General features: G+C 58.7%; 18 protein-coding genes. 3 read left to right on the plus strand and 15 right to left on the minus strand.

Annotated elements, in window-relative coordinates; genetic code table 11:
- Position 1: 1 nt before the first annotated feature.
- From murC to ACR0I1_RS12390, 4 genes are all read right to left on the minus strand, one after another.
- Positions 2-1,408, minus strand: coding sequence for a UDP-N-acetylmuramate--L-alanine ligase (murC, locus tag ACR0I1_RS12375; RefSeq protein WP_480706710.1), 1,407 nt, complete (start codon positions 1,406-1,408; stop codon positions 2-4).
- Complete coding sequence (locus ACR0I1_RS12380; protein WP_170420828.1) at positions 1,405-2,502, minus strand: UDP-N-acetylglucosamine--N-acetylmuramyl-(pentapeptide) pyrophosphoryl-undecaprenol N-acetylglucosamine transferase; 1,098 nt, start codon at positions 2,500-2,502, stop codon at positions 1,405-1,407. Before ACR0I1_RS12380 ends, murC begins: the two co-directional genes overlap by 4 nt.
- Entirely contained in the window at positions 2,502-3,665 is a 1,164-nt protein-coding gene (gene ftsW / locus ACR0I1_RS12385; RefSeq protein WP_480706712.1) for a putative lipid II flippase FtsW, read from the minus strand. Before ftsW ends, ACR0I1_RS12380 begins: the two co-directional genes overlap by 1 nt.
- 252 nt (positions 3,666-3,917) lie before the next feature.
- Positions 3,918-4,253, minus strand: a complete 336-nt coding sequence (locus tag ACR0I1_RS12390; protein ID WP_170392042.1) for a cupin domain-containing protein — start codon at positions 4,251-4,253, stop codon at positions 3,918-3,920.
- A gap of 193 nt (positions 4,254-4,446) precedes the next feature.
- Between ACR0I1_RS12390 and ACR0I1_RS12395 the strand changes: the two genes are divergently transcribed.
- Positions 4,447-5,625, plus strand: a complete 1,179-nt coding sequence (locus ACR0I1_RS12395; protein ID WP_170401383.1) for a BaiN/RdsA family NAD(P)/FAD-dependent oxidoreductase — start codon at positions 4,447-4,449, stop codon at positions 5,623-5,625.
- On the opposite strand, the gene ACR0I1_RS12400 is transcribed toward ACR0I1_RS12395, so the two are convergent.
- From ACR0I1_RS12400 to mraZ, 10 genes are all read right to left on the minus strand, one after another.
- Positions 5,622-5,996 (minus strand): glycine zipper family protein, encoded by a 375-nt coding sequence (locus ACR0I1_RS12400; RefSeq protein WP_255611713.1) that lies wholly within the window; start codon positions 5,994-5,996, stop codon positions 5,622-5,624. The genes ACR0I1_RS12395 and ACR0I1_RS12400 overlap by 4 nt on opposite strands.
- A gap of 112 nt (positions 5,997-6,108) precedes the next feature.
- Positions 6,109-7,503 (minus strand): UDP-N-acetylmuramoyl-L-alanine--D-glutamate ligase, encoded by a 1,395-nt coding sequence (gene murD / locus ACR0I1_RS12405; protein WP_480706981.1) that lies wholly within the window; start codon positions 7,501-7,503, stop codon positions 6,109-6,111.
- Positions 7,504-7,516: 13 nt separating this feature from the next.
- Positions 7,517-8,047 (minus strand): AAA family ATPase, encoded by a 531-nt coding sequence (locus tag ACR0I1_RS12410; protein ID WP_480706715.1) that lies wholly within the window; start codon positions 8,045-8,047, stop codon positions 7,517-7,519.
- The gene (gene mraY, locus ACR0I1_RS12415; RefSeq protein ID WP_480706717.1) at positions 8,044-9,126 is read right to left on the minus strand and encodes a phospho-N-acetylmuramoyl-pentapeptide-transferase; all 1,083 of its coding nucleotides are present in this window, start codon (positions 9,124-9,126) and stop codon (positions 8,044-8,046) included. Before mraY ends, ACR0I1_RS12410 begins: the two co-directional genes overlap by 4 nt.
- Complete coding sequence (locus tag ACR0I1_RS12420; RefSeq protein WP_480706719.1) at positions 9,126-10,544, minus strand: UDP-N-acetylmuramoyl-tripeptide--D-alanyl-D-alanine ligase; 1,419 nt, start codon at positions 10,542-10,544, stop codon at positions 9,126-9,128. The genes mraY and ACR0I1_RS12420 overlap by 1 nt, the downstream gene beginning before the upstream one ends.
- Positions 10,541-12,022, minus strand: a complete 1,482-nt coding sequence (locus ACR0I1_RS12425) for a UDP-N-acetylmuramoyl-L-alanyl-D-glutamate--2,6-diaminopimelate ligase (RefSeq protein WP_480591851.1) — start codon at positions 12,020-12,022, stop codon at positions 10,541-10,543. Before ACR0I1_RS12425 ends, ACR0I1_RS12420 begins: the two co-directional genes overlap by 4 nt.
- A 21-nt stretch (positions 12,023-12,043) precedes the next feature.
- Positions 12,044-13,831 (minus strand): peptidoglycan D,D-transpeptidase FtsI family protein, encoded by a 1,788-nt coding sequence (locus tag ACR0I1_RS12430; protein WP_170392055.1) that lies wholly within the window; start codon positions 13,829-13,831, stop codon positions 12,044-12,046.
- Complete coding sequence (gene ftsL / locus ACR0I1_RS12435) at positions 13,828-14,196, minus strand: cell division protein FtsL (RefSeq protein WP_170392057.1); 369 nt, start codon at positions 14,194-14,196, stop codon at positions 13,828-13,830. The genes ACR0I1_RS12430 and ftsL overlap by 4 nt, the downstream gene beginning before the upstream one ends.
- Positions 14,193-15,185: a 16S rRNA (cytosine(1402)-N(4))-methyltransferase RsmH gene (rsmH, locus tag ACR0I1_RS12440; protein WP_480706982.1), complete on the minus strand. Its 993-nt coding sequence runs from the start codon at positions 15,183-15,185 to the stop codon at positions 14,193-14,195. Before rsmH ends, ftsL begins: the two co-directional genes overlap by 4 nt.
- Before the next feature lie 4 nt (positions 15,186-15,189).
- Positions 15,190-15,693, minus strand: a complete 504-nt coding sequence (mraZ, locus tag ACR0I1_RS12445; protein WP_170392059.1) for a division/cell wall cluster transcriptional repressor MraZ — start codon at positions 15,691-15,693, stop codon at positions 15,190-15,192.
- 900 nt (positions 15,694-16,593) lie between these two features.
- Between mraZ and ACR0I1_RS12450 the strand changes: the two genes are divergently transcribed.
- Together ACR0I1_RS12450 and ACR0I1_RS12455 are read left to right on the plus strand one after the other, a co-directional pair.
- Positions 16,594-16,818 carry a DUF1127 domain-containing protein gene (locus ACR0I1_RS12450; RefSeq protein ID WP_480706722.1) on the plus strand — a complete coding sequence of 75 codons (225 nt, stop codon included), beginning with the start codon at positions 16,594-16,596 and terminating at the stop codon, positions 16,816-16,818.
- A gap of 374 nt (positions 16,819-17,192) precedes the next feature.
- The gene (locus ACR0I1_RS12455; RefSeq protein ID WP_170401405.1) at positions 17,193-17,483 is read left to right on the plus strand and encodes a DUF1330 domain-containing protein; all 291 of its coding nucleotides are present in this window, start codon (positions 17,193-17,195) and stop codon (positions 17,481-17,483) included.
- Between the two features lie 3 nt (positions 17,484-17,486).
- Here the strand turns inward: ACR0I1_RS12455 and ACR0I1_RS12460 are convergent, their stop codons facing one another.
- Positions 17,487-20,096 carry an ATP-dependent helicase gene (locus tag ACR0I1_RS12460; protein ID WP_480706724.1) on the minus strand — a complete coding sequence of 870 codons (2,610 nt, stop codon included), beginning with the start codon at positions 20,094-20,096 and terminating at the stop codon, positions 17,487-17,489.
- Positions 20,097-20,146 lie beyond the last annotated feature (50 nt).

Here is a 20,146-nt window from a genome sequence, read left to right on the forward strand (position 1 = left end):
GTTAGCTCGCTTTGGCGATTAACCGGTCAGGCAAACCGTTGGCCCAGGTACTGATCGTACCTGCGCCGAGGCAGACAACCATATCTCCCGGGCGGGCCTGTTCACGGACAAGGCGGGCGAGGTCTTCTTCGTTCAAGATCGCGCGCGCGTGGCGGTGGCCGTGGCGGATCAGGCCCTGCACAAGATCGTCACGGCTGGCACCTTCGATCGGATCTTCGCCTGCAGCAAAGACCTCCGCAATAGCGACCACGTCGGCGTCGTTGAAGCAGGTGCAGAAATCGTCGAACAGGTCGGACAGGCGGGAGTAGCGGTGCGGCTGGTGGACTGCGATGACGCGGCCCTCGGTGGCCTGACGTGCGGCCTTGAGAACGGCGGCGATTTCGACCGGATGGTGGCCGTAATCGTCGATGATGGTGACGCCGTCAATTTCTCCAACCTTCGTGAAACGGCGGTTGACGCCGCCGAAATTGGCCAGCGCGTCGCGGATTTCACTGGCCTTCATGCCCAGATGACGGGCCACGGCCACGGCGCTCAGCGCGTTAGAGACATTGTGGTCGCCGGGCATTGGCAAGGTGCAACCTTCGATCACCTTGTCTTCATGGCGTAGGTGGATGTCGAAATGGGCGACGCCACCCTTATAGGTCAGGTTTTCGGCCCGCACATCGGCCTGTGCGTTGAATCCATAGGTGCGCACACGACGGTCCGAGATGCGGCCGACCAGAGCCTGCACCTCGGCATGATCGGTGCAGCAGACCGCCAGACCGTAGAAAGGCAGGTTCGAGACGAACTCGTAAAACCCGTCCCGCAGCTTATCGAAATCGCCCCAATGCTCCATGTGTTCAGGGTCGATATTGGTGACGATGGCTATGGTTGCAGGTAGGCGATTGAATGAGCCGTCGCTCTCATCCGCTTCAACCACCATCCATTCACCCTGCCCCATGCGCGCGTTGCTGCCATAGGCGTGGATGATGCCGCCATTGATGACGGTGGGATCGAAATCGCCGGCGACCATCAGTTCCGCCATCATAGTGGTTGTTGTGGTCTTACCGTGAGTTCCGGCGATGGCAATGTTCGAGCGCAGGCGCATGAGTTCCGCCAGCATGTCGGCGCGACGGACGACGGGCAGGCCCTGCGCGCGTGCCTCGTCCAGTTCCGGGTTCCCCGGTTTGATCGCAGTTGAGACCACGACCACGGCGGCGTTCTGCAAGTTCTCGGCACGCTGGCCTTCGAAAATCTCAGCACCCAGCCCAGCCAGCCGGTCAGTAATCTTCGAGGTTTTCAAGTCCGAACCTTGTACACGGTAGCCAAGGTTCAAAAGCACCTCTGCGATACCCGACATCCCGATCCCACCGATGCCCACGAAGTGGATCGGTCCAACGTCCTGCGGCAGTTTGGTTGCTGGATTCATGAGGTCTCCTTCTGCGCCAGTTGCTCGACAAGGGCGACCAGACGCTCGGTGGCGTCCGGTGCCCCGACCGATAGCGCGGCATGGGCCATTTGCTGTGCGGCTTCGGGGTTGGTGAGAACCGTGGTCATTTGCTGTGTCAGCGCGGGAACGTCAAGGGCGTTTTCGGGGATCATGATCGCCCCACCTGCCTGAACCAACCCACGCGCGTTGGCTGTTTGATGATCTCCGGCAGCCGTGGCAAGCGGGATCAAAATCGACGGGCGGCCAATCACGGAAATGTCGGCGATACTGGAGGCACCTGACCGGCTGACAACCAGCTGCGCGTCGGACATACGGCGAGGTACGTCGTCAAAGAAAGGCTGTACATCGGCGCGTATGCCGTGATCGGCGTAAAAGGCCTTGACCCGTTCACCATCCTCATCGCGGGCCTGATGCGAGACGCGGATGTACCCGCGCAGATATTCAGGCAGCGCAGCGATGGCCCCCGGCACCACGTCACTGAGGATACGTGCGCCCTGTGAGCCGCCCATCACCAGGACGGACATCGGGTACTCCCCAGGCGGGATATAGGGGGCAGCAGCGCGTTCAAGAACGGAGGCGCGAACCGGGTTACCAGTGTGTATGCCCTTGGACCCTTCAGGCAGATCGGTGGGCCAGACACCACAGGCCACTTGAGCCACACGCGTGGCAAACAGTTGGTTTACCCGGCCCAGAACGCCATTTTGTTCATGGATCATACGCGGCAGCTTCAGCAGGATGGCCGCGCCCAGCGCCGGTATCGACGGATAGCCGCCAAAGCCCACCAACACATCCGGCTTGTCACGCATCATCTGCGCAGCCATGCTAGTGACTCCAGCAGCAATCTTGGGTCCAACCAACATCTTGGCCGCTAATCCGCCTCGGGCGAAGGTGGCTGAGGATGCCTCGACAATCTCGACGTCTGCGGGGAACGCGCCGGTATAGCGCGCTCCGCGCGGGTCGGTGGACAGGCGCACACGCCAGCCTTTCTGTAGCATCGCCTCGGCCAACGCCTGCGCGGGGAACATGTGGCCGCCGGTGCCACCTGCTGCGATTAGTAGATAAGGTTTGCCCATCAGCCTCGTCCGCGCAGAATGTCGCCCAGCTCGCCCTGCGGGCGGGTTCGGGTGAAGGCCAGCAACATGCCAACCGCGATGCCGCCAGCAATCAGGGACGATCCGCCATAACTGACAAACGGCAGCGTCATGCCCTTGGCGGGCAGAAGACGCACGGCGACGCCCATGTTGATCATAGCCTGCACGCCGAACATGCAGGCCAGACCAGTGCCAGCCAGACGGACGAACATGTCGCGTTCGCGCATCAGCCGCAGCAGCGAACGCACAACGATCAGCGAGTACAGCGCGATGATAATCAGCACCAGAATCAGCCCGTATTCTTCGGCCGCGACCGCGATGATGAAATCCGTATGCGCATCAGGCAGAGACCACTTGACCTGCCCCTCACCCACGCCGACGCCGAACAGGCCGCCTTCGCGGATAGCATTGGTGGCATACCCAAGCTGGGTGGTCGGATCGAGTTCCTGATTAAGGAAACCATCGATACGACGGGCAAAGTGCTCGGAATTGGAATAGGCAAACATGCCGCCCAGAACGACCGCCCCGGCCATGCCGACCAGCAATAGCATCGGGGCTCCGGCGACAAAATACATCACACCCCAACCAAAAAGGATCAGGCAGGCCTGCCCGAAATCGGGCTGCATCACCAGCATTGCCACGATGGACATACACAGTGCAAAGGACCACAACCGCCCCGGCGGGCCGTTGATTTCCTGTGATGCGGCCAGCAGCCATGCGGCCACCACGACAAAACCGGGCTTGAGGAACTCGGATGGCTGCAACGAGGCAAAACCCAGCGAATACCAGCGCACCGCGCCTTTGCCAAAGTCTGTACCGAAGACCGGCAAGAAGGCCAGCGCCACGAACGAGGCCAGAAAGCCCAGAATCGCCAGCCGCCGCACCAGTGTCGGCGACATCATTGAGGTCAGCAGCATCGCGACCAGCGCCAGCCCGCCAAAGATCGCCTGACGTTCTACATAGTGGAAAGGATCGAACCCGTTACGCCCCGCTAGTGGCGGCGACGAGGCTAGCCCCAGCAAAAGCCCGATGACAAACAGGATCAGGACGCAGGACATCGTCCAGCGATCAATCGTTCGCCACCACTTCGGAAGAATCGGTTCTCCGCGCTGGTCCTGGACCGCGCCATACACCATCTCAGTCATGAGATACCGCCACTATCTGCCTCGTTAACGTCCCGTTTTCGGGATCTGATTGAGAGTCTACAGGGATTTTTACATTTGGGCTAGCAGAATGACAGGCAGAACTGGAATTCCGGAACAATGAGCCGACGTCGACAAACGCGCATGCATTCAAGCAGCGCAAGTTGCCTGTTCTGATCGAAGGCCAGTTGAGACACGGCTTAAGTTCATCGGAATATCAACCGCGCCCAACGTCATTGTTTAAAAAGTAAATCGTCAGTCTTTGATGGGGTATCTGTCAGGCTCTTCAAACACATCGATCACTCGGGAACCCGCCTTGATGCGCCCGCCATGCTCCACTCCGGCTGGTATCGAATAACTGTCGCCGGGTAGATAAACTTTCGTCTCTCCGCCAATGGTGAGTTCAATTTCTCCTTCCACCACCGTACCCCATTGGGCACCATGTGAATGTAGTGGGAGTTCCATTTCTTTAAGAAAAGTAAAAAAGGCGACCAAACCAGCATCAGATCGAATGACTGCCGTCTGCACGACGTCTTCGGGAAATGGCACGTCTAGTCTTGGAAAGTCTGTAATGAAGTTTGGAAAGCGCATATTTCTATCCCTTTAAATAGATCTAACCGGCAAGCATTAGCACAGAGCCTAGCATGTCAGAATGCACTACGAGTAAAAATCCACATACCATATGGCACAAACCCAAGTGCTGCTGAGAAATTCCGTGGCCAAACCCACACCGTTTTTGGTCTGCGCTCTTGCCATCGCTCACAATCCACGCCATGCGCAGCATATGGATTTCGAGACGATCATCCTCGGTGCTGGCGCGGCCGGCATGATGTGCGCAGCCCATTGCGGTGGCCAGGCGCTGGTGATCGACCATGCAAAAGCTCCCGGAGAAAAGATCCGCATCTCGGGTGGTGGACGATGCAATTTCACCAATATGTATGCGGGACCGGGCAATTTCCTGTCTCAGAATCCGCATTTCAGCAAATCAGCGCTGGCGCGATATACACAGTGGGACTTCATCGAACTGGTCGATCGCCATGGCATTGCATGGCATGAAAAAACGCTTGGGCAATTATTCTGCGACGGGTCTTCGAAACAGATCGTCCAGATGCTGCTGAATGAAATGGTCAAGGCCGAGGCCGAGCTCTGGGTGCAGACGTCGCTGCGCAACTTGCGCAAAACCGAAAGCGGTTTCGCTTTGGATGTCGAACGCGATGGCAAGCACATCCCTCTGACCTGTCGTAATCTGGTTCTGGCCACGGGTGGCAAATCGATCCCCAAAATGGGCGCGACGGGGTTGGCCTATGACATCGCGCAGCAATTCGGGCTGCAGATAACCGAGACACGAGCGGCGCTGGTGCCGTTCACCTTCTCGGACGGTCGGTTCAAGGATTTGTCCGGCGTCTCCCTGCCCGCTCGACTATCAAACGAGCGCACCAGTTTCGACGAGGCTTTGTTGTTCACCCATCGCGGGTTGAGCGGTCCTTCGGTGCTGCAATTGTCTTCGTACTGGCGCGAGGGTGAGGCAATATGGGTCAACCTGATCCCCGATTTGCCTTTATACGATCTGCTTCGCGATCAGCGGCAGGCTGTTGGGCGCAAGGCGCTGACCACCGAATTGGCACGCCACCTGCCCACGCGTCTGGTGGAATACCTCGCACACCATATCCCGATGAAGGGCAATCTTGCGGATCAGTCCGACACGGCGCTGTCGGAACTGATCGCCGCATTGTCCAACTGGCGGCTTACGCCGTCGGGCACCGAGGGCTATCGCACCGCCGAGGTCACTCTGGGCGGGATCGACACTGACGGGCTGTCGTCTAAAACGATGGAGGCCAGGGATGTCCCCGGCCTCTATGTCATTGGTGAAGCGGTGGATGTCACCGGCTGGCTTGGCGGTTACAACTTCCAATGGGCGTGGTCCTCGGGCCACGCCGCCGGAAGTGCCATCGCAAGCCGTTAGCCTACGACGTTGTAACCCCGTCCGCGCATACAGTTGCGCACAATGACTTCCTTGTTCTGGTTCTTGTTGATCACGTCAGCACCTGCACCAACCAACGCACCGGCAACGGCGGCGCGACCCAGGTTGTCGCTGCTGTCCTGAACGATGCCGGTGACGGCTGCAGCACCTGCAGCGCCGATTGCGGCATTACCTGCGGTCGATCCGTCAACGCTGGCCTGCGAGGCTGCAAGTTGCTGGCACTGATACAGGTCCGAATTGTAGTTCGGGCCTACAGGGCCATCGATCACGGGCTGATAGTTGGCCCCGGTATTGGTGCAAGCCGCAGCAGCCAGCAGCGCTGGAACGACCAGAAGAAGTTTACGGTTTGGCATATTCATGACCTCGTGTTGAATTTCCTGAAGGCAAAAACCAATGCAGGCAGTGCGTCAAGCAGATAGGCCCACAGCTTCGCCGAACCGGCGATCTATTGCAAACGCATTGCTTTCAGAGGCGTTTTTTAACCTGATCCACGAAGTCATCGCCACGTTGTTCGAAGTTGTCATACTGGTCGAAACTGGCCGCAGCAGGTGCCAATAGAACGGTTTCACCGGGCTGCGCATCGGCCATGGCCTGCATAACCGCCGCTTCCATAGTGGTGCAGACTTGCGCATCGGCCTGCAACTGCATTGCAAAGCTCGCCGCCTCACGCCCGATGACGTAGGCCTTGATTACGTGGTCCCCTGCCCCGTTCAGCGCCTCAAGCCCGCCTTCTTTCTCAAGCCCGCCACAGATCCAACGTATCTTCTTGAACGCGCTCAAGGCTTTGAGGGCGCTATCTACGTTGGTGGCTTTCGAGTCATTCACATAGGTCACGCCGTCCGCCTCGGCGATGATCTGACTGCGGTGCGGCAGACCCGGGAAGCTGTGCAGCGCGTCTTCGATCACGCGCGGAGCAAGGCCCAGCGAACGGCAGGCGGCATAGGCGGCGCAGGCGTTCTGGTGATTATGCGCACCGGGCAGGCCCTTGATCTCACGCAGGTCGATCGATCCGGCCTGACGGCCCTTGCGGTATTCCGACAGGAAACCCTTGCGGGCAAAGACCTGCCAACCCGACCCGGTCAGCTTGCGCGCCACCGAGACGCGGATCACCCGGTCATCCGACGGCCCCTCGGCCAGTTGCCCGGCTAGAAACGCGCCCTCGGCCTCATCTATCCCGATCACGGCGCGGTCTGGACCTCCTTCGGCGAACAGGCGACGTTTGGCGGCAAAGTAACCACCCATTCCACCATGTCGATCCAAGTGATCAGGTGAAAGATTGGTGAAAACCGCCACATCCGGCGTCAGTGCGCGGGCCAGTTCGGTCTGGTAGCTCGATAGCTCCAGTACCACGACCGATCCATCGCCACCTGGGTCGATGTCCAGCACGCCGCGCCCAATGTTACCCGCCAGTTGCGAGTCGCGCCCGGCCTCGGTCAGGATATGTTGGATCAACGCAGCGGTGGTTGATTTGCCATTCGATCCCGTCACCGCGATGACGCGCGGTGGGATGTCGTAGTTGTTCCATTCAGGGCCTGCGAAAGAGCGAAAGAACAGACCTATATCATTGTCGACCGGAACTCCGGCTTCCAACGCAGCGGCCACAACCGGGTTCGGCGCGGGGTAGAGATGAGGGATGCCGGGCGAGACAATTAGTGCGGCAATATCGTCAAACGCCCCGTGGCGGCGCAGATCGACACACGAGAATCCCTCGACCTCTGCCGCTTCACGCGCGGCGGGGTTGTCATCCCAGCAGATCGGCTCAGCCCTGCCAGCGCGCAGCGCTCGTGCGGTGGTCAGACCCGACCGACCTAGCCCCAGAACCGCTACTTTCTGCCCTGAAAACCCTTTGACCGGGATCATTGCCATACACCTTCTATCCGAGCCGCTCTTCCAGCCAGTCCGACCGCCAAGAGACCGGCCCTTTTGGAACGTTTTCTATTACGAACCCATAGTCTGGTAACCGGTCGCACAAAGCATCGTATTCCGCAATAGCTGCGGCCAAGTTGTGCCGCCGGTCATCATCCTGTTCGAATATCTCAGGCCAAGGAGGAAAGAGAAACACGCATGGGTCGTAGCCCAAGTGCAGTATCTGTTCACGCACTTTGGTCTCCAACGGTGTAACGGTTCGATCAAACCAAATCAGCGCGTCCAATGCCGAACGATCAAATAGCACAAGATCATCTTTGGCATTGTTGAAGTCTGATATCGCAAGTTCAATGATCCGGCGGCAGAATACCTCGGAGTTGACCCAAGGCAGAGCGCGACCACCACCTTGTCTTTCCTCGGCAATGACACGACGACCCGGCTCGGAAACTGTTGAATATCCGCGTCGGGCCATCTCCTCCAGCAGTGTTGATTTGCCACCACCGGAGCATCCAGAAAGCACGACGCAACGCGGGCTCATCTGACTTTCAGCGTCGCCAGCCCGATCATCGCTAAGATCAGTGAAATGATCCAGAACCGGATCACGATGGTGGGTTCAGCCCAGCCCTTTTTCTCATAATGGTGATGGATCGGCGCCATCAGGAACACCCGCTTTCCGGTCCGTTTGAAATAAAGGACCTGGATGATCACACTTAAAGCTTCAACCACGAACAGCCCGCCCACGACTGCCAATACCAACTCGTGTTTGGTAGCCACGGCGATCGCGCCCAGCGCACCGCCCAGAGCCAGTGATCCGGTATCACCCATGAAAACCGCCGCTGGAGGGGCGTTGTACCACAGGAATCCCAGCCCCGCACCAAACAGCGCTGAAGTGAAGATGAAGATTTCACCGGTGCCAGGCACATAGTGAACATCAAGATACTCGGTGAAGTCGACCCGCCCAACCGCATAGGCAATCACACCAAGGGTCGAGGCCGCGATCATCGCGGGCATGATCGCCAGCCCGTCCAGACCATCTGTCAGGTTCACCGCGTTGGCCGCACCCACAATGACGATCACCGCAAAGGGGATATAGAAAAGGCCAAGATTGATCAGCGTATCCTTGAACACCGGCAGAGCCAGCTGGTTCTGCAAATCGCTGGGATGGTGCAGCGTCGCCCAGAGTGACGCCAGCACGGCAATGATGATTCCCAGCGCCAACCGCATCTTACTGGAAACGCCCTTAGTGTTCTGCTTTGAGACCTTGGCATAATCGTCCGCAAAGCCGATGGCCGCATAGGCCAGCGTCACGAACAGTACCATCCAGACATATGGATTGTCCCAGCGCGCCCAGATCAGGGTCGACGTGACCAGAGCGCCCACGATCAGCAGACCGCCCATGGTAGGGGTTCCAGCCTTGGACAGATGCGCCTCGGGGCCGTCATCGCGGATTGGTTGACCTTTGCCTTGCCGTTTGCGCAATACGTTGATCAAGGGTTTTCCGAACAAAAACCCAAAGATCAGCGCAGACAGAAAGGCGCCCCCTGCCCGGAAGGTGATATAGCGGAAGAGGTTCCAGAAATCCCCTCCGTCCGACAGGGCGGTTAACCAATAGAGCATTACAAAACCTTTCTCACAATACGGCGGCTCTCTGGCGCGCTGCCATGCCCCATTTGCCGCAGACCGTCAACGATCTGTGCCAGAGCCATGCTGAGAGAGCCCTTGGCCATCACTACGTCGCCGCTGCGGATCAGTTCCGGCAGATGGGCGGCCATCTCATCGCTGGTTTCCGTCCACAGCCCGCGCTTGCCTTCGGGCAGAGCCTGATGCAGCGCTTGCATCAACGGACCGATGCAATGAACCTGATCAACATGCGCCATCGCAGGCACCTCGGCCATGGCGGCGTGCATCGCCTGCTCTTGCGCACCAAGCTCTTTCATGTCGCCCAGAAACGCGATCTTGCGTTTGCCCTCCGACGCAAACAGCACGTCGAGAGCGGCCTCCATCGAGGTTGGATTGGCGTTGTAGCTGTCATCGAGCAGTTCAATCTGCCCGCCATCTGGCAGCGCGATCACTTCGCGCACACCGCGCCCTTTGACCGGAGACCAGCCGCGCAGACCGGCAATCGCCTGATCCAGATCGACCCCCAGCGCGACACAGGCCGCCAGAGCGCCCAGCGCATTCATAGCAAAGTGAGTTCCCGCGGATTGGACATCGAATGTGATGTCTGCTCCGCCGACAATACCGTGTCCCCGCACCGAGTCAGGGCCTTGGAGCACGTTGGTCAGGGCATAGTCCCGCGCCTTGTGGCCAAATTCGACGATCCTTGCACCATGCGCAGCGGCGCAGTCGCGCAAGATGCCCGCGTGTTCGATATCGGCGTTGACGATAGCGGTGCCGCCCTCGGCCAGCCCGTCGAAGATCGCAGCCTTTTCAAAAGCAATACCCGCAACCGAGTCGAAGGCTTCGAGGTGGACGGCGGCTACTGTGGTCACCAGCCCCACATGCGGTTGCGCCTGACGCGCCAGCGGAGCGATTTCGCCCGGATGATTCATGCCGATCTCGATCACCGCGAACTCGGTGTCGCGCGGCATTCGCGCCAGCGTCAAAGGCACGCCCCAATGGTTATTGTAGCTGGCGACACTGGCATGAGTTTTGCCTTGCGTCTCCAGAATGCTGGCCAGCATTTCCTTAGTCGAGGTTTTACCCACGCTGCCAGTCACCCCCACCACGCGCGCACCTGTCCGGGCGCGAGCCGCCTGCCCCAACGCCTCTAGACCCGTCTGCACATCGTCGACGATCAACAGCGGTGCATCTTCGGGCACGCCTTCGGGAATATGCGACACAAGCGCTGCGCCTGCGCCTTTTTCAAGCGCTTGGGCGACGAAATCATGGCCGTCGCGGGCAGCCTTCAACGCAACGAACAGGTCACCCGGCTGCAGGGTGCGCGTGTCGATGGAGACGCCGTTCACCTGCCAATCGGTGGGGGCGCGCCCGTTGGTGGCCTCTGCGGCCTCGGCTGCAGTCCAGAGCGTCATGCGACCCTCCCGTCCAGCGCGGCAACGCTGATACTGGCCTGTTCCACATCGTCAAAGGGCAGGACCTGATCTCCGACGATCTGGCCGGTTTCGTGTCCCTTGCCCGCAATCAGCAGAGCGTCGCCCGGTTGCAGCGCGTCGATGCCGCGCAGGATGGCCTCGGCCCGGTCGCCGACTTCCGTGGCTTCGGGTGCGCCCAACATGACAGCACCGCGGATGGTGGCCGGGTCTTCGCTGCGTGGGTTGTCATCGGTAACAAAGACCAGATCGGCGTTTTCAGCAGCGGCCCGCCCCATCAATGGGCGTTTAGTGGCGTCTCGGTCACCGCCTGCACCAACAATGGCGATCAGACGTCCCATGACATGCGGGCGCATCGCCTTCAGTGCAGTGGCCACGGCATCCGGCGTATGCGCGTAATCGACAAACACCGCCGCGCCGTTGTCGCGGGTGGCAGCCAGCTGCATCCGTCCGCGCACGGTGATCAGGTGCGGCAAGGTTTCGAACACGCGGTCGGGGTCCTCGCCCGCCGCGATGACCAATCCGCAAGCCAGCAAAACGTTCTCGGCCTGAAAGCCGCCGATCAGATTCAGGCGGGTTTGATAGGCCTTGCCTTTCCATGAAAAGCGCAAATCCTGCCCGGTCGCGTCAAAGCGTTGATTCAGAAGACAAAGATCAGAACCCTCAGGGCCCACGGTGATGATATTCTGGCCGCGTGCCTCGGCGATCTTGCGCATCTCAGCACCCTTGGGATCACCAAGGTTGACCACAGCGACCCCGTCTTCGGGCAGCACACGATCAAACAGACCCGCCTTGGCTGCGAAATAGGCCTCGAACGTGTCGTGATAGTCCAGATGATCCTGCGTGAAATTCGAGAAACCGGCAGCGGTCAGATGCACCCCGTCCAAGCGACGCTGTTCAAGCCCGTGCGAGGAGGCCTCCATCGCCGCATGGGTCACGCCATTTTCGGCAGCTTCGGCGAGACAGCGGTGCAGAGTGACCGGCTCGGGTGTTGTATGGGCCAGCGGCGCAGTCCATGCGCCCTCGACCCCGGTGGTGCCTAGGTTGACGGCGGCAAGTCCAAGCTCGGTCCAGATCTGGCGGACGAAACTGGCGACCGAGGTTTTTCCATTGGTGCCGGTGACCGCCACGATAGTCTGCGGTTGCGCGCCAAACCATAGGGCGGCGGCCCCTGCCAGTGCCTGACGGGGGTCTTCCGTGACGATCAGCGCAGCATCGGATGCGGCCAGTTCGTCGGTGGCGATCTCGGCCCCTTTCGCGTCCGTCAGGATCGCGGCGGCCCCCATGCGCAAGGCGTATTGGATGAAGTCTCCACCATGGACTCGGGTGCCGGGAAGGGCTGCAAAGAGGAAACCGTCTTTGACCTCGCGGCTGTCAACAGCCAGACCGGTGATTTCGGGATTGGCCCCTCCCCGTGCGGTCAGGGCCAGTTCGCTGAGTTTCTTTGACCGATTGCCCATGACCCACCTTTCGCTGGACGCCTAATTTGAGGTCAGCGTTATAGCAGCGCGCGCCTCAGGCTCAAGCCGGGGTCTGAGACCCAATAGCGGCGCCACCCGTCCAATCAGTTCGGCAGCAACGGGAACGGCAGTCCAACCCGCCGTGCGGCGCTTTTCGCCATAGGCCACGATGGACGGTTCATCCAGCGTGACGATTAGCACATATTTCGGATCATAAGCGGGGAAGATGGTGGCGAAGGTGGCAATCACCTTGTCCTCATAGTACCCGCCACGCGGCTTGGGTTTATCGGCAGTACCGGTTTTTCCCGCCACGTCGTACCCTTTGACATCACCAAAGCTGGCGGTGCCATCCGTGACCACTTTGCGTAGCATATTTTGCGCCTGCTTGGCGGTGTTTTCGGACATCACGCGAGGGCCGTATTGCGGGCCATTGCGGCGCAGGATCGTGGGGCTGACATAGTACCCGCCATTGGCAATCGCTGCGTAACCAGCGGCTAGATGCATGGGGCTGGTCGAAAGGCCGTGGCCATAAGAAATCGTCACGGTGCTCAACTCACCCCATTTCTTGGGCTTGAGCGGTTGCCCGCCCTTGGCCTCGACAATCTCGAATGGCGTTGGGTCGAACATGCCTAGCGCGTTCAGAAAATCCTGTTGCCGGTCGGCCCCGATTTGCAAGGCCAGCCGCCCGGTGCCTCGGTTCGAGCTGTACTTGATTACATCCGAGACACTGATCTCACCATAATTCTTGCCGTTAAACTCGCCAATCGGGAAGCGCCCGATTTTCATCGGGCCGGAAGTGTCAATGATGGTGTTGGAGTTCACCAGACCTAGCTGCACCGCCTGTGCGGCGGTGAAGATTTTGAACACCGAACCCAGCTCATAGACACCCTGTACGTAGCGATTGAACAGCGGGCTGTCCGAGGGATCGAAGCCCGAGGTCGGCGGGCGCGGACGGTCATTGGGGTCAAAAGACGGCAACGACGCGGCCGAGACGACCTCGCCCGTATGGGCGTTCATCAGAACCGCCGAGGCTCCTTTGGCGTTCATGATCTTCATGCCGCCATATAGCACCTGTTCTACCGCCGCTTGAACGGTCAGATCCAGCGACAGTTGCAGCGGCTTGTTGCCGTTGGCCGGGTCGCGCAGATAGCCGTCGAACTGTTTTTCGACGCCAGCTACGCCGATCACCTCAGCTGCGCTGACACCTTCGCGGCCAAAGCCCGAGCCGCCCAGAATATGCGCCGCGAGTCTGCCATTGGGATATAGCCGCATTTCGCGCGGGCCGAACAGGATGCCGGGATCTCCGATGTCATGCACCGCCTGCTTCTGCTCGGGCGAGATGCGCTTCTTGATCCACAGGAATTTTCGCTTACCGGTGAAGTCTTTGACCAAACGCTCTTTTTCCAGATCAGGGAAAATAGCGACCAGTTGCTCGGCTGCGGCGATCGGGTCAATCATCAGCGGTGGCTGCGCATAGACAGAATAGGTGTCCAGATTGGTCGCCAGAATACGGCCTTCGCGATCCACGATATTGGCGCGTTGCATGGCGATGGAGGCCCCCGGCGCACTTGCCAATGGTTCTTGCGCCTCGGATGTCGCCAGAACGCCCATACGAAAGCCTACGACCGAAAAGGCGCAAAAGAAGAAAAGACCCAACACCAACAGGCGGCCCTCGGCGCGTGCGCGGGCGCGGTCTTTCATGTCTTCGTGGCGTTTGCGGATGTTCTCTCGTTCAATCGCCTTGGGGTTTTCACCCTTTGCACGGGCGTCGAGGATACGGGCCAGAGGGCGAAGTGGTGTACGGGTCATGGAACCTGCACCTCGATCAGTGCCTGAATGTCAGTGACGTCCTGTATTTCAAGCGGGTCGACGATGGGCAGATCCGGGTCCTCGCCATAGGAAATCTGATCGGCGCGACCAAACTGCTCAGCCCGCAGAGGCAGCAAGCTGAGACGTTCGAAATTCAAGTCCGCCAGCTCACGCAAACGATCAGGCCGGTTTAGATAGGCCCATTCGGCATTCAGCACGGCGAGTCGCGCCTGCGCCATACCGATCTGGCCTTGCAGCGACTGCGTTTCCTTCAGCACCTGCTGCGTGCGGTAGTTCTCTTGATAAGCCCAAAGCGCCAACCCGAACACGGACAGTGCAGTCAACACATACAGAATACTCTTCATCTTGCCCTTCCCCCCAATTGCGGCATGCCGATGGCCCGGGCCTCAATTTTCCCTGCCGGGGCATCCGTTCTTATCGCGACACGCAATTTTGCAGAGCGTGCACGTGGGTTTTCTTCAAGTTCCCGCTCATCCGGCCCAACGGCCTTGCGGGTCTTGAGTGTGAATTGCGGCTTCTCCTGCTCCATCTCAGGCGCATAACGGTTGGCGCGTCCGGTTTTGCCCGCGCGCGATTGGAAGAACCGCTTCACCATCCGGTCTTCTATGGAATGGAAAGTCACAACGGCCAGTTGCCCCCCCGGCTTCAAAGCGCGCTCGGCGGCCATAAGCCCCTGAAACAGTTCTTGGTATTCTGCGTTCACCGCGATCCGTAGCCCCTGAAAGCTGCGCGTCGCCGGGTGCGATTGGCCCGGTTTAGGGCGCGGCAGGCAGGATTCGATAATCTCGACCAGCCGCAGAGTTGTTGTGATCGGTTCTTCGGCCCGCGCCTTGACGATGGCCTTTGCTATACGACGACTGGCGCGTTCCTCACCGAAATGGAACAGGATGTCGGCCAATTGCGTCTCGGTTGCCGTATTCACCAGATCAGCTGCGCTTTCACCGTCCTGGCTCATCCGCATGTCGAGCGGGCCATCTTTCATGAAGGAAAAACCGCGTTCAGCCCGATCCAACTGCATGGATGAGACACCAAGATCCAGCACCACGCCGTCCAAATCCTGTGCATATTCATCCATGCGAGAGAACACGCCCTGCTGCATCACCAACCGATCACCGTATTCCCCAGCCCAGTTAGCGGCCATTTCAAATGCCAGCGGGTCGCGATCGACGCCAATGACTTTCTCGGCCCCGGCCTCCAGCAACGCACGAGTATAGCCGCCTGCGCCGAATGTGCCGTCCAGCCAGGCACCGGACACCGGCGCCACGGCGGCCAACAACGGGCGCAGAAGAACGGGGATATGAGGTTTGTCCGATGAGGTCTGAGCGCCGGCCATGCCGTCACCCATCCCCGATGCCATCGAGATACTGCATCGGATCGAAATCATCCGGCAGATCGTCAAGCCATTCCTCGGTCGTGGCCAGTTCCTCGGCCTCGTATGTCTCGGGCTTCCAGATCTGGAATGTATCACCGGCAGCGATAAAGAACGCCTCGTTCTCAAGGTCGATCTTGTTGCGCAGCTTTGCGGGCAGCACCAAACGACCCGTTTCGTCCACATTGGTCGGGAAGGACTGACCGTGGAACATCCGCTGAAGCATCCGACGCTGCATCGAGCCACGTGGCAGCGCATCGATCTTGGCATCCACCTCGTCGATCGCTTCCATGGTGTAACATTCAAGGTATTTGCGGCGGTGGTCGCCATAGACAATCACGAGTTCAGGATTGTCGCCAGGCTGCCAGTTGGGATCCGAGGCTTCAAGCACGCGACGAAACGAGGCCGGGATCGAAACCCTGCCCTTCGTGTCCACCTTATGCTGGCTTTCGCCTCTAAACCTGCGCGCCAAGACGACTGTCCCTTTCGCTTGCGCCCCACCTCAAAATTCACGTTCCCCCCGGAAGTAAAACGGCGGGTTGATCTGCTGCCACTGATCAACCCGCCGCATTGACCCGCTTTGCGGGATGTCCAGCTGCGCGCGCCACCTGGGGGGATGTCTGCTCGCCCGCGCGCCGGATCTGTTAAGTGATGAAAGCGAGATGCCTGTATGAAACCTGTTTTTGTATTTTTGGTTCGGGGTCGTTTGGTGCCCCTCAACTGTCCTCGCCCTCATCGGGTACACAAGGGATGCCATGGGAATTCATGGAAATCAATAGGAAATTTGCGTGGAGAGGCCTGGTGCAGGCTTCAGATCAAGACTAATACAATCGAAACTCGGATCAGATATGCCACAAATTGTGCCCCTGGTGCCTACTAACACTAAATATGTAAGAATTGACGCCTAAATTATTTCTCCCATGAATTCCCAATAATTTTCAGAATTATGGATTATTTGGCGCAGACACCCATTCATGGCAGCCGAAGAGGACGAATCACGGTCCCTTTACAGGCCATTCCCATAGTCGACCCATGCTTTCCCATAGCACCACCACCCCAGGCGTCGGACCTGCGGTGAGAAGATTTGCCCCCTCTTGAGTTGACACAACATGCCCAAACAAACACCAATTCCGCTCAATAGATAAGCGGTCACCATCACAGGGTCTGGACACACGAAACGTCAACCACACGTGAAAACCAGTATTTTAAAGGCAATTATTGGGGCGTACCGGATTATCCTGCCAATCCATGCATTTGCTGCATAGCAGCATTGACGACGCGAACTATTGTGCAATCGCAGCATTTGCCTATCTTCAGTCTCAAGCAAACGCCGGACGATACCGGCAACAGTAAGAATGAACGGATCATGAAGATGGCAGTCGCAAGCACACAAACAGCCCTGAAAGGCACACCGGCATATGGAATCTCAACGCTGGTTGAGACCCTAAAAACCCGGGTTGCTCGTTATCGCCTGTACCGTCAGACAGTCAACGAATTGTCGGGACTGTCAGATCGGGAATTGGCTGATCTGGGCTTGCACCGCTCGATGATCCGCCGGCTGGCCCAACAGGCCACCGAAGAGCAGATCGCGCGGTAAGCGCAACAAGAACACCGAGATCAGGTCCGTCCTCCTCCCTTTCGGACCTGTATTTCAGCGGCAGCGTCTCTCCTCCTCCCTGACGTTGCCGCACCTAATACCGGCCCTGACCGCCGGAACCTGATACATCGGGGCTCTCCTCCTCCCTGCCTCGATGTTGAAAGCGCGCGGCGACGTCTTCCTCCTCCCTGACGTCGCCGCGTCTTCCTCATACCGGGATCAAACCCGGGTACGGATACATCGGGGCTTCCTCCTCCCTGCCCTGATGTAGAAAAGAACGGCGGTTCCCCTCCTCCTCCCTGGGAACCGCCGTTTTTCGTTTTTTGCACACAAGATGTAGGCTGGGGTCGTGAACGATTTGTCAGGAGTCTCCCATGGCCGCTTATTTCATCGCCCAGATTTCCATTCATGACCCGGATGGGTACCAGAAATACCTCGAAGGATTCATGCCGATCTTTGACCGGCATGGCGGAAGGCTTCTAACCGTATCCTCAAAACCCGTTGAAGTGATCGAAGGCAGTTGGGAAGAAGATGGGATCGTCCTGATGGAGTTTCCGGATATGGCTGCCGCAAACGCGTGGAAGGACGATCCGGACTATGTCGAATTGGCCAAGATCAGGCAAAAAACGGCGACGGCGAATCTTGTGCTGGTCGAAGGGTTGTAAGCTTCAGAACGGCACGTCATCCTTGTTGGTCAGAAAGCGCGAGACCACTTTCTTAACCCCTGCCTTGTCGAAATCGACCTCGACTTTATCACCTTCGATGCCGATCACTGCGCCATAGCCGAATTTCTGGTGAAACACTCGCTCGCCCAGCGTAAAGCTGGCCACGGCGGTCGCATCAATCACAGTATTCCGGCTTTCTTTTGGCTGTGACATGCCATATTGCCCCTGCCGCGCCTGCATCCGCTTCCAGCCCGGAGAGTTATAGACATTCGCCTCGGCTGCGCGGGTTTCGATCCCGGCTGCCTGCTGACCACCCCCATAGAGCCCCGGAGGTGTCAGCACTTCCACATGATCTTCGGGCAACTCATCAATGAACCGGGACGGCATCGAATTCTGCCATTGTCCGAACACCCGTCGGTTGGCTGCAAAGGAAATCGTACAGACTTCTTCTGCACGGGTAATACCGACATAGGCCAGCCTTCGTTCTTCTTCGAGGCCTTTGAGACCGGATTCGTCCATCGAACGCTGAGAGGGGAACAATCCATCCTCCCACCCCGGAAGGAAAACCGCGGGAAACTCCAGCCCCTTGGCCGCGTGCAGCGTCATGATCGAGACTTTGGCCCCGTCGCTGTCCTGCTCGTTATCCATCACCAGACTGACATGCTCCAGAAACCCTTGCAGGTTTTCGAAATTGTCCAGCTGATTGACCAGTTCTTTTAGGTTTTCCAGCCGCCCCGGCGCCTCGGGCGTCTTTTCGTTCTGCCAATGCGCGGTATAGCCGGATTCGTCCAAGACGATCTGCGCCAGCTCGATATGCGTATGCTCGGGCGCGCCGTATCGGATCGGTGAAACACCGTCATCAATCACCGTATCATCGTCCACCTCAATCCGAGGCCCACGTGTCATTGCATTCCACCGCGCCAGACCGTCGATCAATTCACGCAGCGCCTTGCCGCCCTTGCCCTTGATCAGGCCGTTATCGACCGCAATCCGCGCGCCTTCGACCAGAGACACTCCGTTCTCGCGCGCCACCACCTGAATCGTCTGCTGCGCCTTGTCGCCGAGGCCGCGTTTGGGTGTGTTCACGATCCGCTCGAAGGCCAGATCATCCTCGGGGCTGACCACCAGCCGGAAATAGGCCATGGCATCGCGAATCTCCATCCGCTCATAGAATCGAGGGCCGCCAATCACCTTGTAAGGCAGACCAATGGTCAAAAACCGATCCTCAAACGCGCGCATCTGGTGCGAGGCGCGAACCAGAATCGCGATCTCATCCAGATAGAATCTCGGGAAAGCCGCCTCCAGTGAACGACCTTCTTGCTGCCTCATCGTCAATTCCCAGATGAGACTTTTCCGGTGATCGTCTGCCAAAAAGCTCTCGTGGCTCTTAAGCTGATTTAAAACTTGTTCTCTGCTATTGAGCCCTTTTAACGCACCAAGTTCACCGAGGCGCTCAACCTCTCTCATCATTTGCTCTGATCGAGAGTTTTCCCGCCTTTTGGCAAGAGGAGAACTACCATTAACTAGGTCGTCGATTTGCTCGCCGATCCAGCGCGCTTCTTCCTCGCCGTCCCAATGGCCGATCAAACGAACCTTCTCGCCAATTTCTGCGGCCGTCCACAGCTCCTTACCCAAACGCTTCTCATTGCCACGAATGACGTTCGACGCTGCGGCCAGAATATGCGGGGTTGAGCGGTAGTTCTGCTCCAGCCGCACAACGAAGGCACCGGGAAAATCCTTCTCGAACCGCAGAATGTTTCCCACCTCTGCCCCGCGCCAGCCATAGATCGACTGATCGTCGTCTCCGACGCAACAGATGTTCTTGTGGCCCCCTGCAAGCAGACGAAGCCAGAGATATTGGGCTACGTTGGTATCCTGATACTCGTCCACAAGGATGTAACGGAACCAGCGCTGGTATTGCTCCAGCACGTCCGGGTGGGTTTGGAAAATCGTGACCATGTGCAGCAACAGGTCGCCGAAATCCACCGCATTCAGCTCGCGTAGGCGGGTCTGGTATTGGGCATAAAGCTCGATGCCCTTGTGATTATAGGCCCCCGCATCCGCAGCAGGCACCTTGTCGGGCGTCAGCGCTCGGTTTTTCCAGTCATCGATGATCCCGGCCAGCATCCGAGCGGGCCAGCGCTTGTCGTCAATGTTGGCGGCTTGAGTAAGCTGTTTCAGCAGCCGTTTCTGATCGTCAGTGTCCAAAATTGTGAAGTTCGATTTCAGATCGACCAGTTCCGCATGGCGACGCAGCAGCTTGACGCAGATTGCGTGGAAGGTGCCAAGCCACGGCATCCCCTCAGCGGGTCGGCCCAGCATCCGCCCTACCCGCTCTTTCATCTCTCGCGCGGCCTTATTGGTGAAGGTCACCGCCAGAATCTCATTCTCGCGCACCCTATGTGTCCTGAGCAGATGGGTGATCCGAGCGGTCAGAGCTTTTGTTTTGCCCGTGCCCGCACCAGCCAACATCAGCACCGGACCATCCAGCCGCTCAACCGCTTCGCGCTGCGCCGGGTTGAGATCGTTGAGGTACTCAGCCGAGGTCGCAGGCATCGCCCGCGCCGACAGCGATGCGCCTTCGAAGGCGTCCATTTCGTCAAAACTGCTCATGCCGGTAAACTACGCCGGATGGGCGCGGAGGGAAAGGGTTTGTTCACGGC

This window comes from Ruegeria sp. B11 (assembly GCF_056539785.1).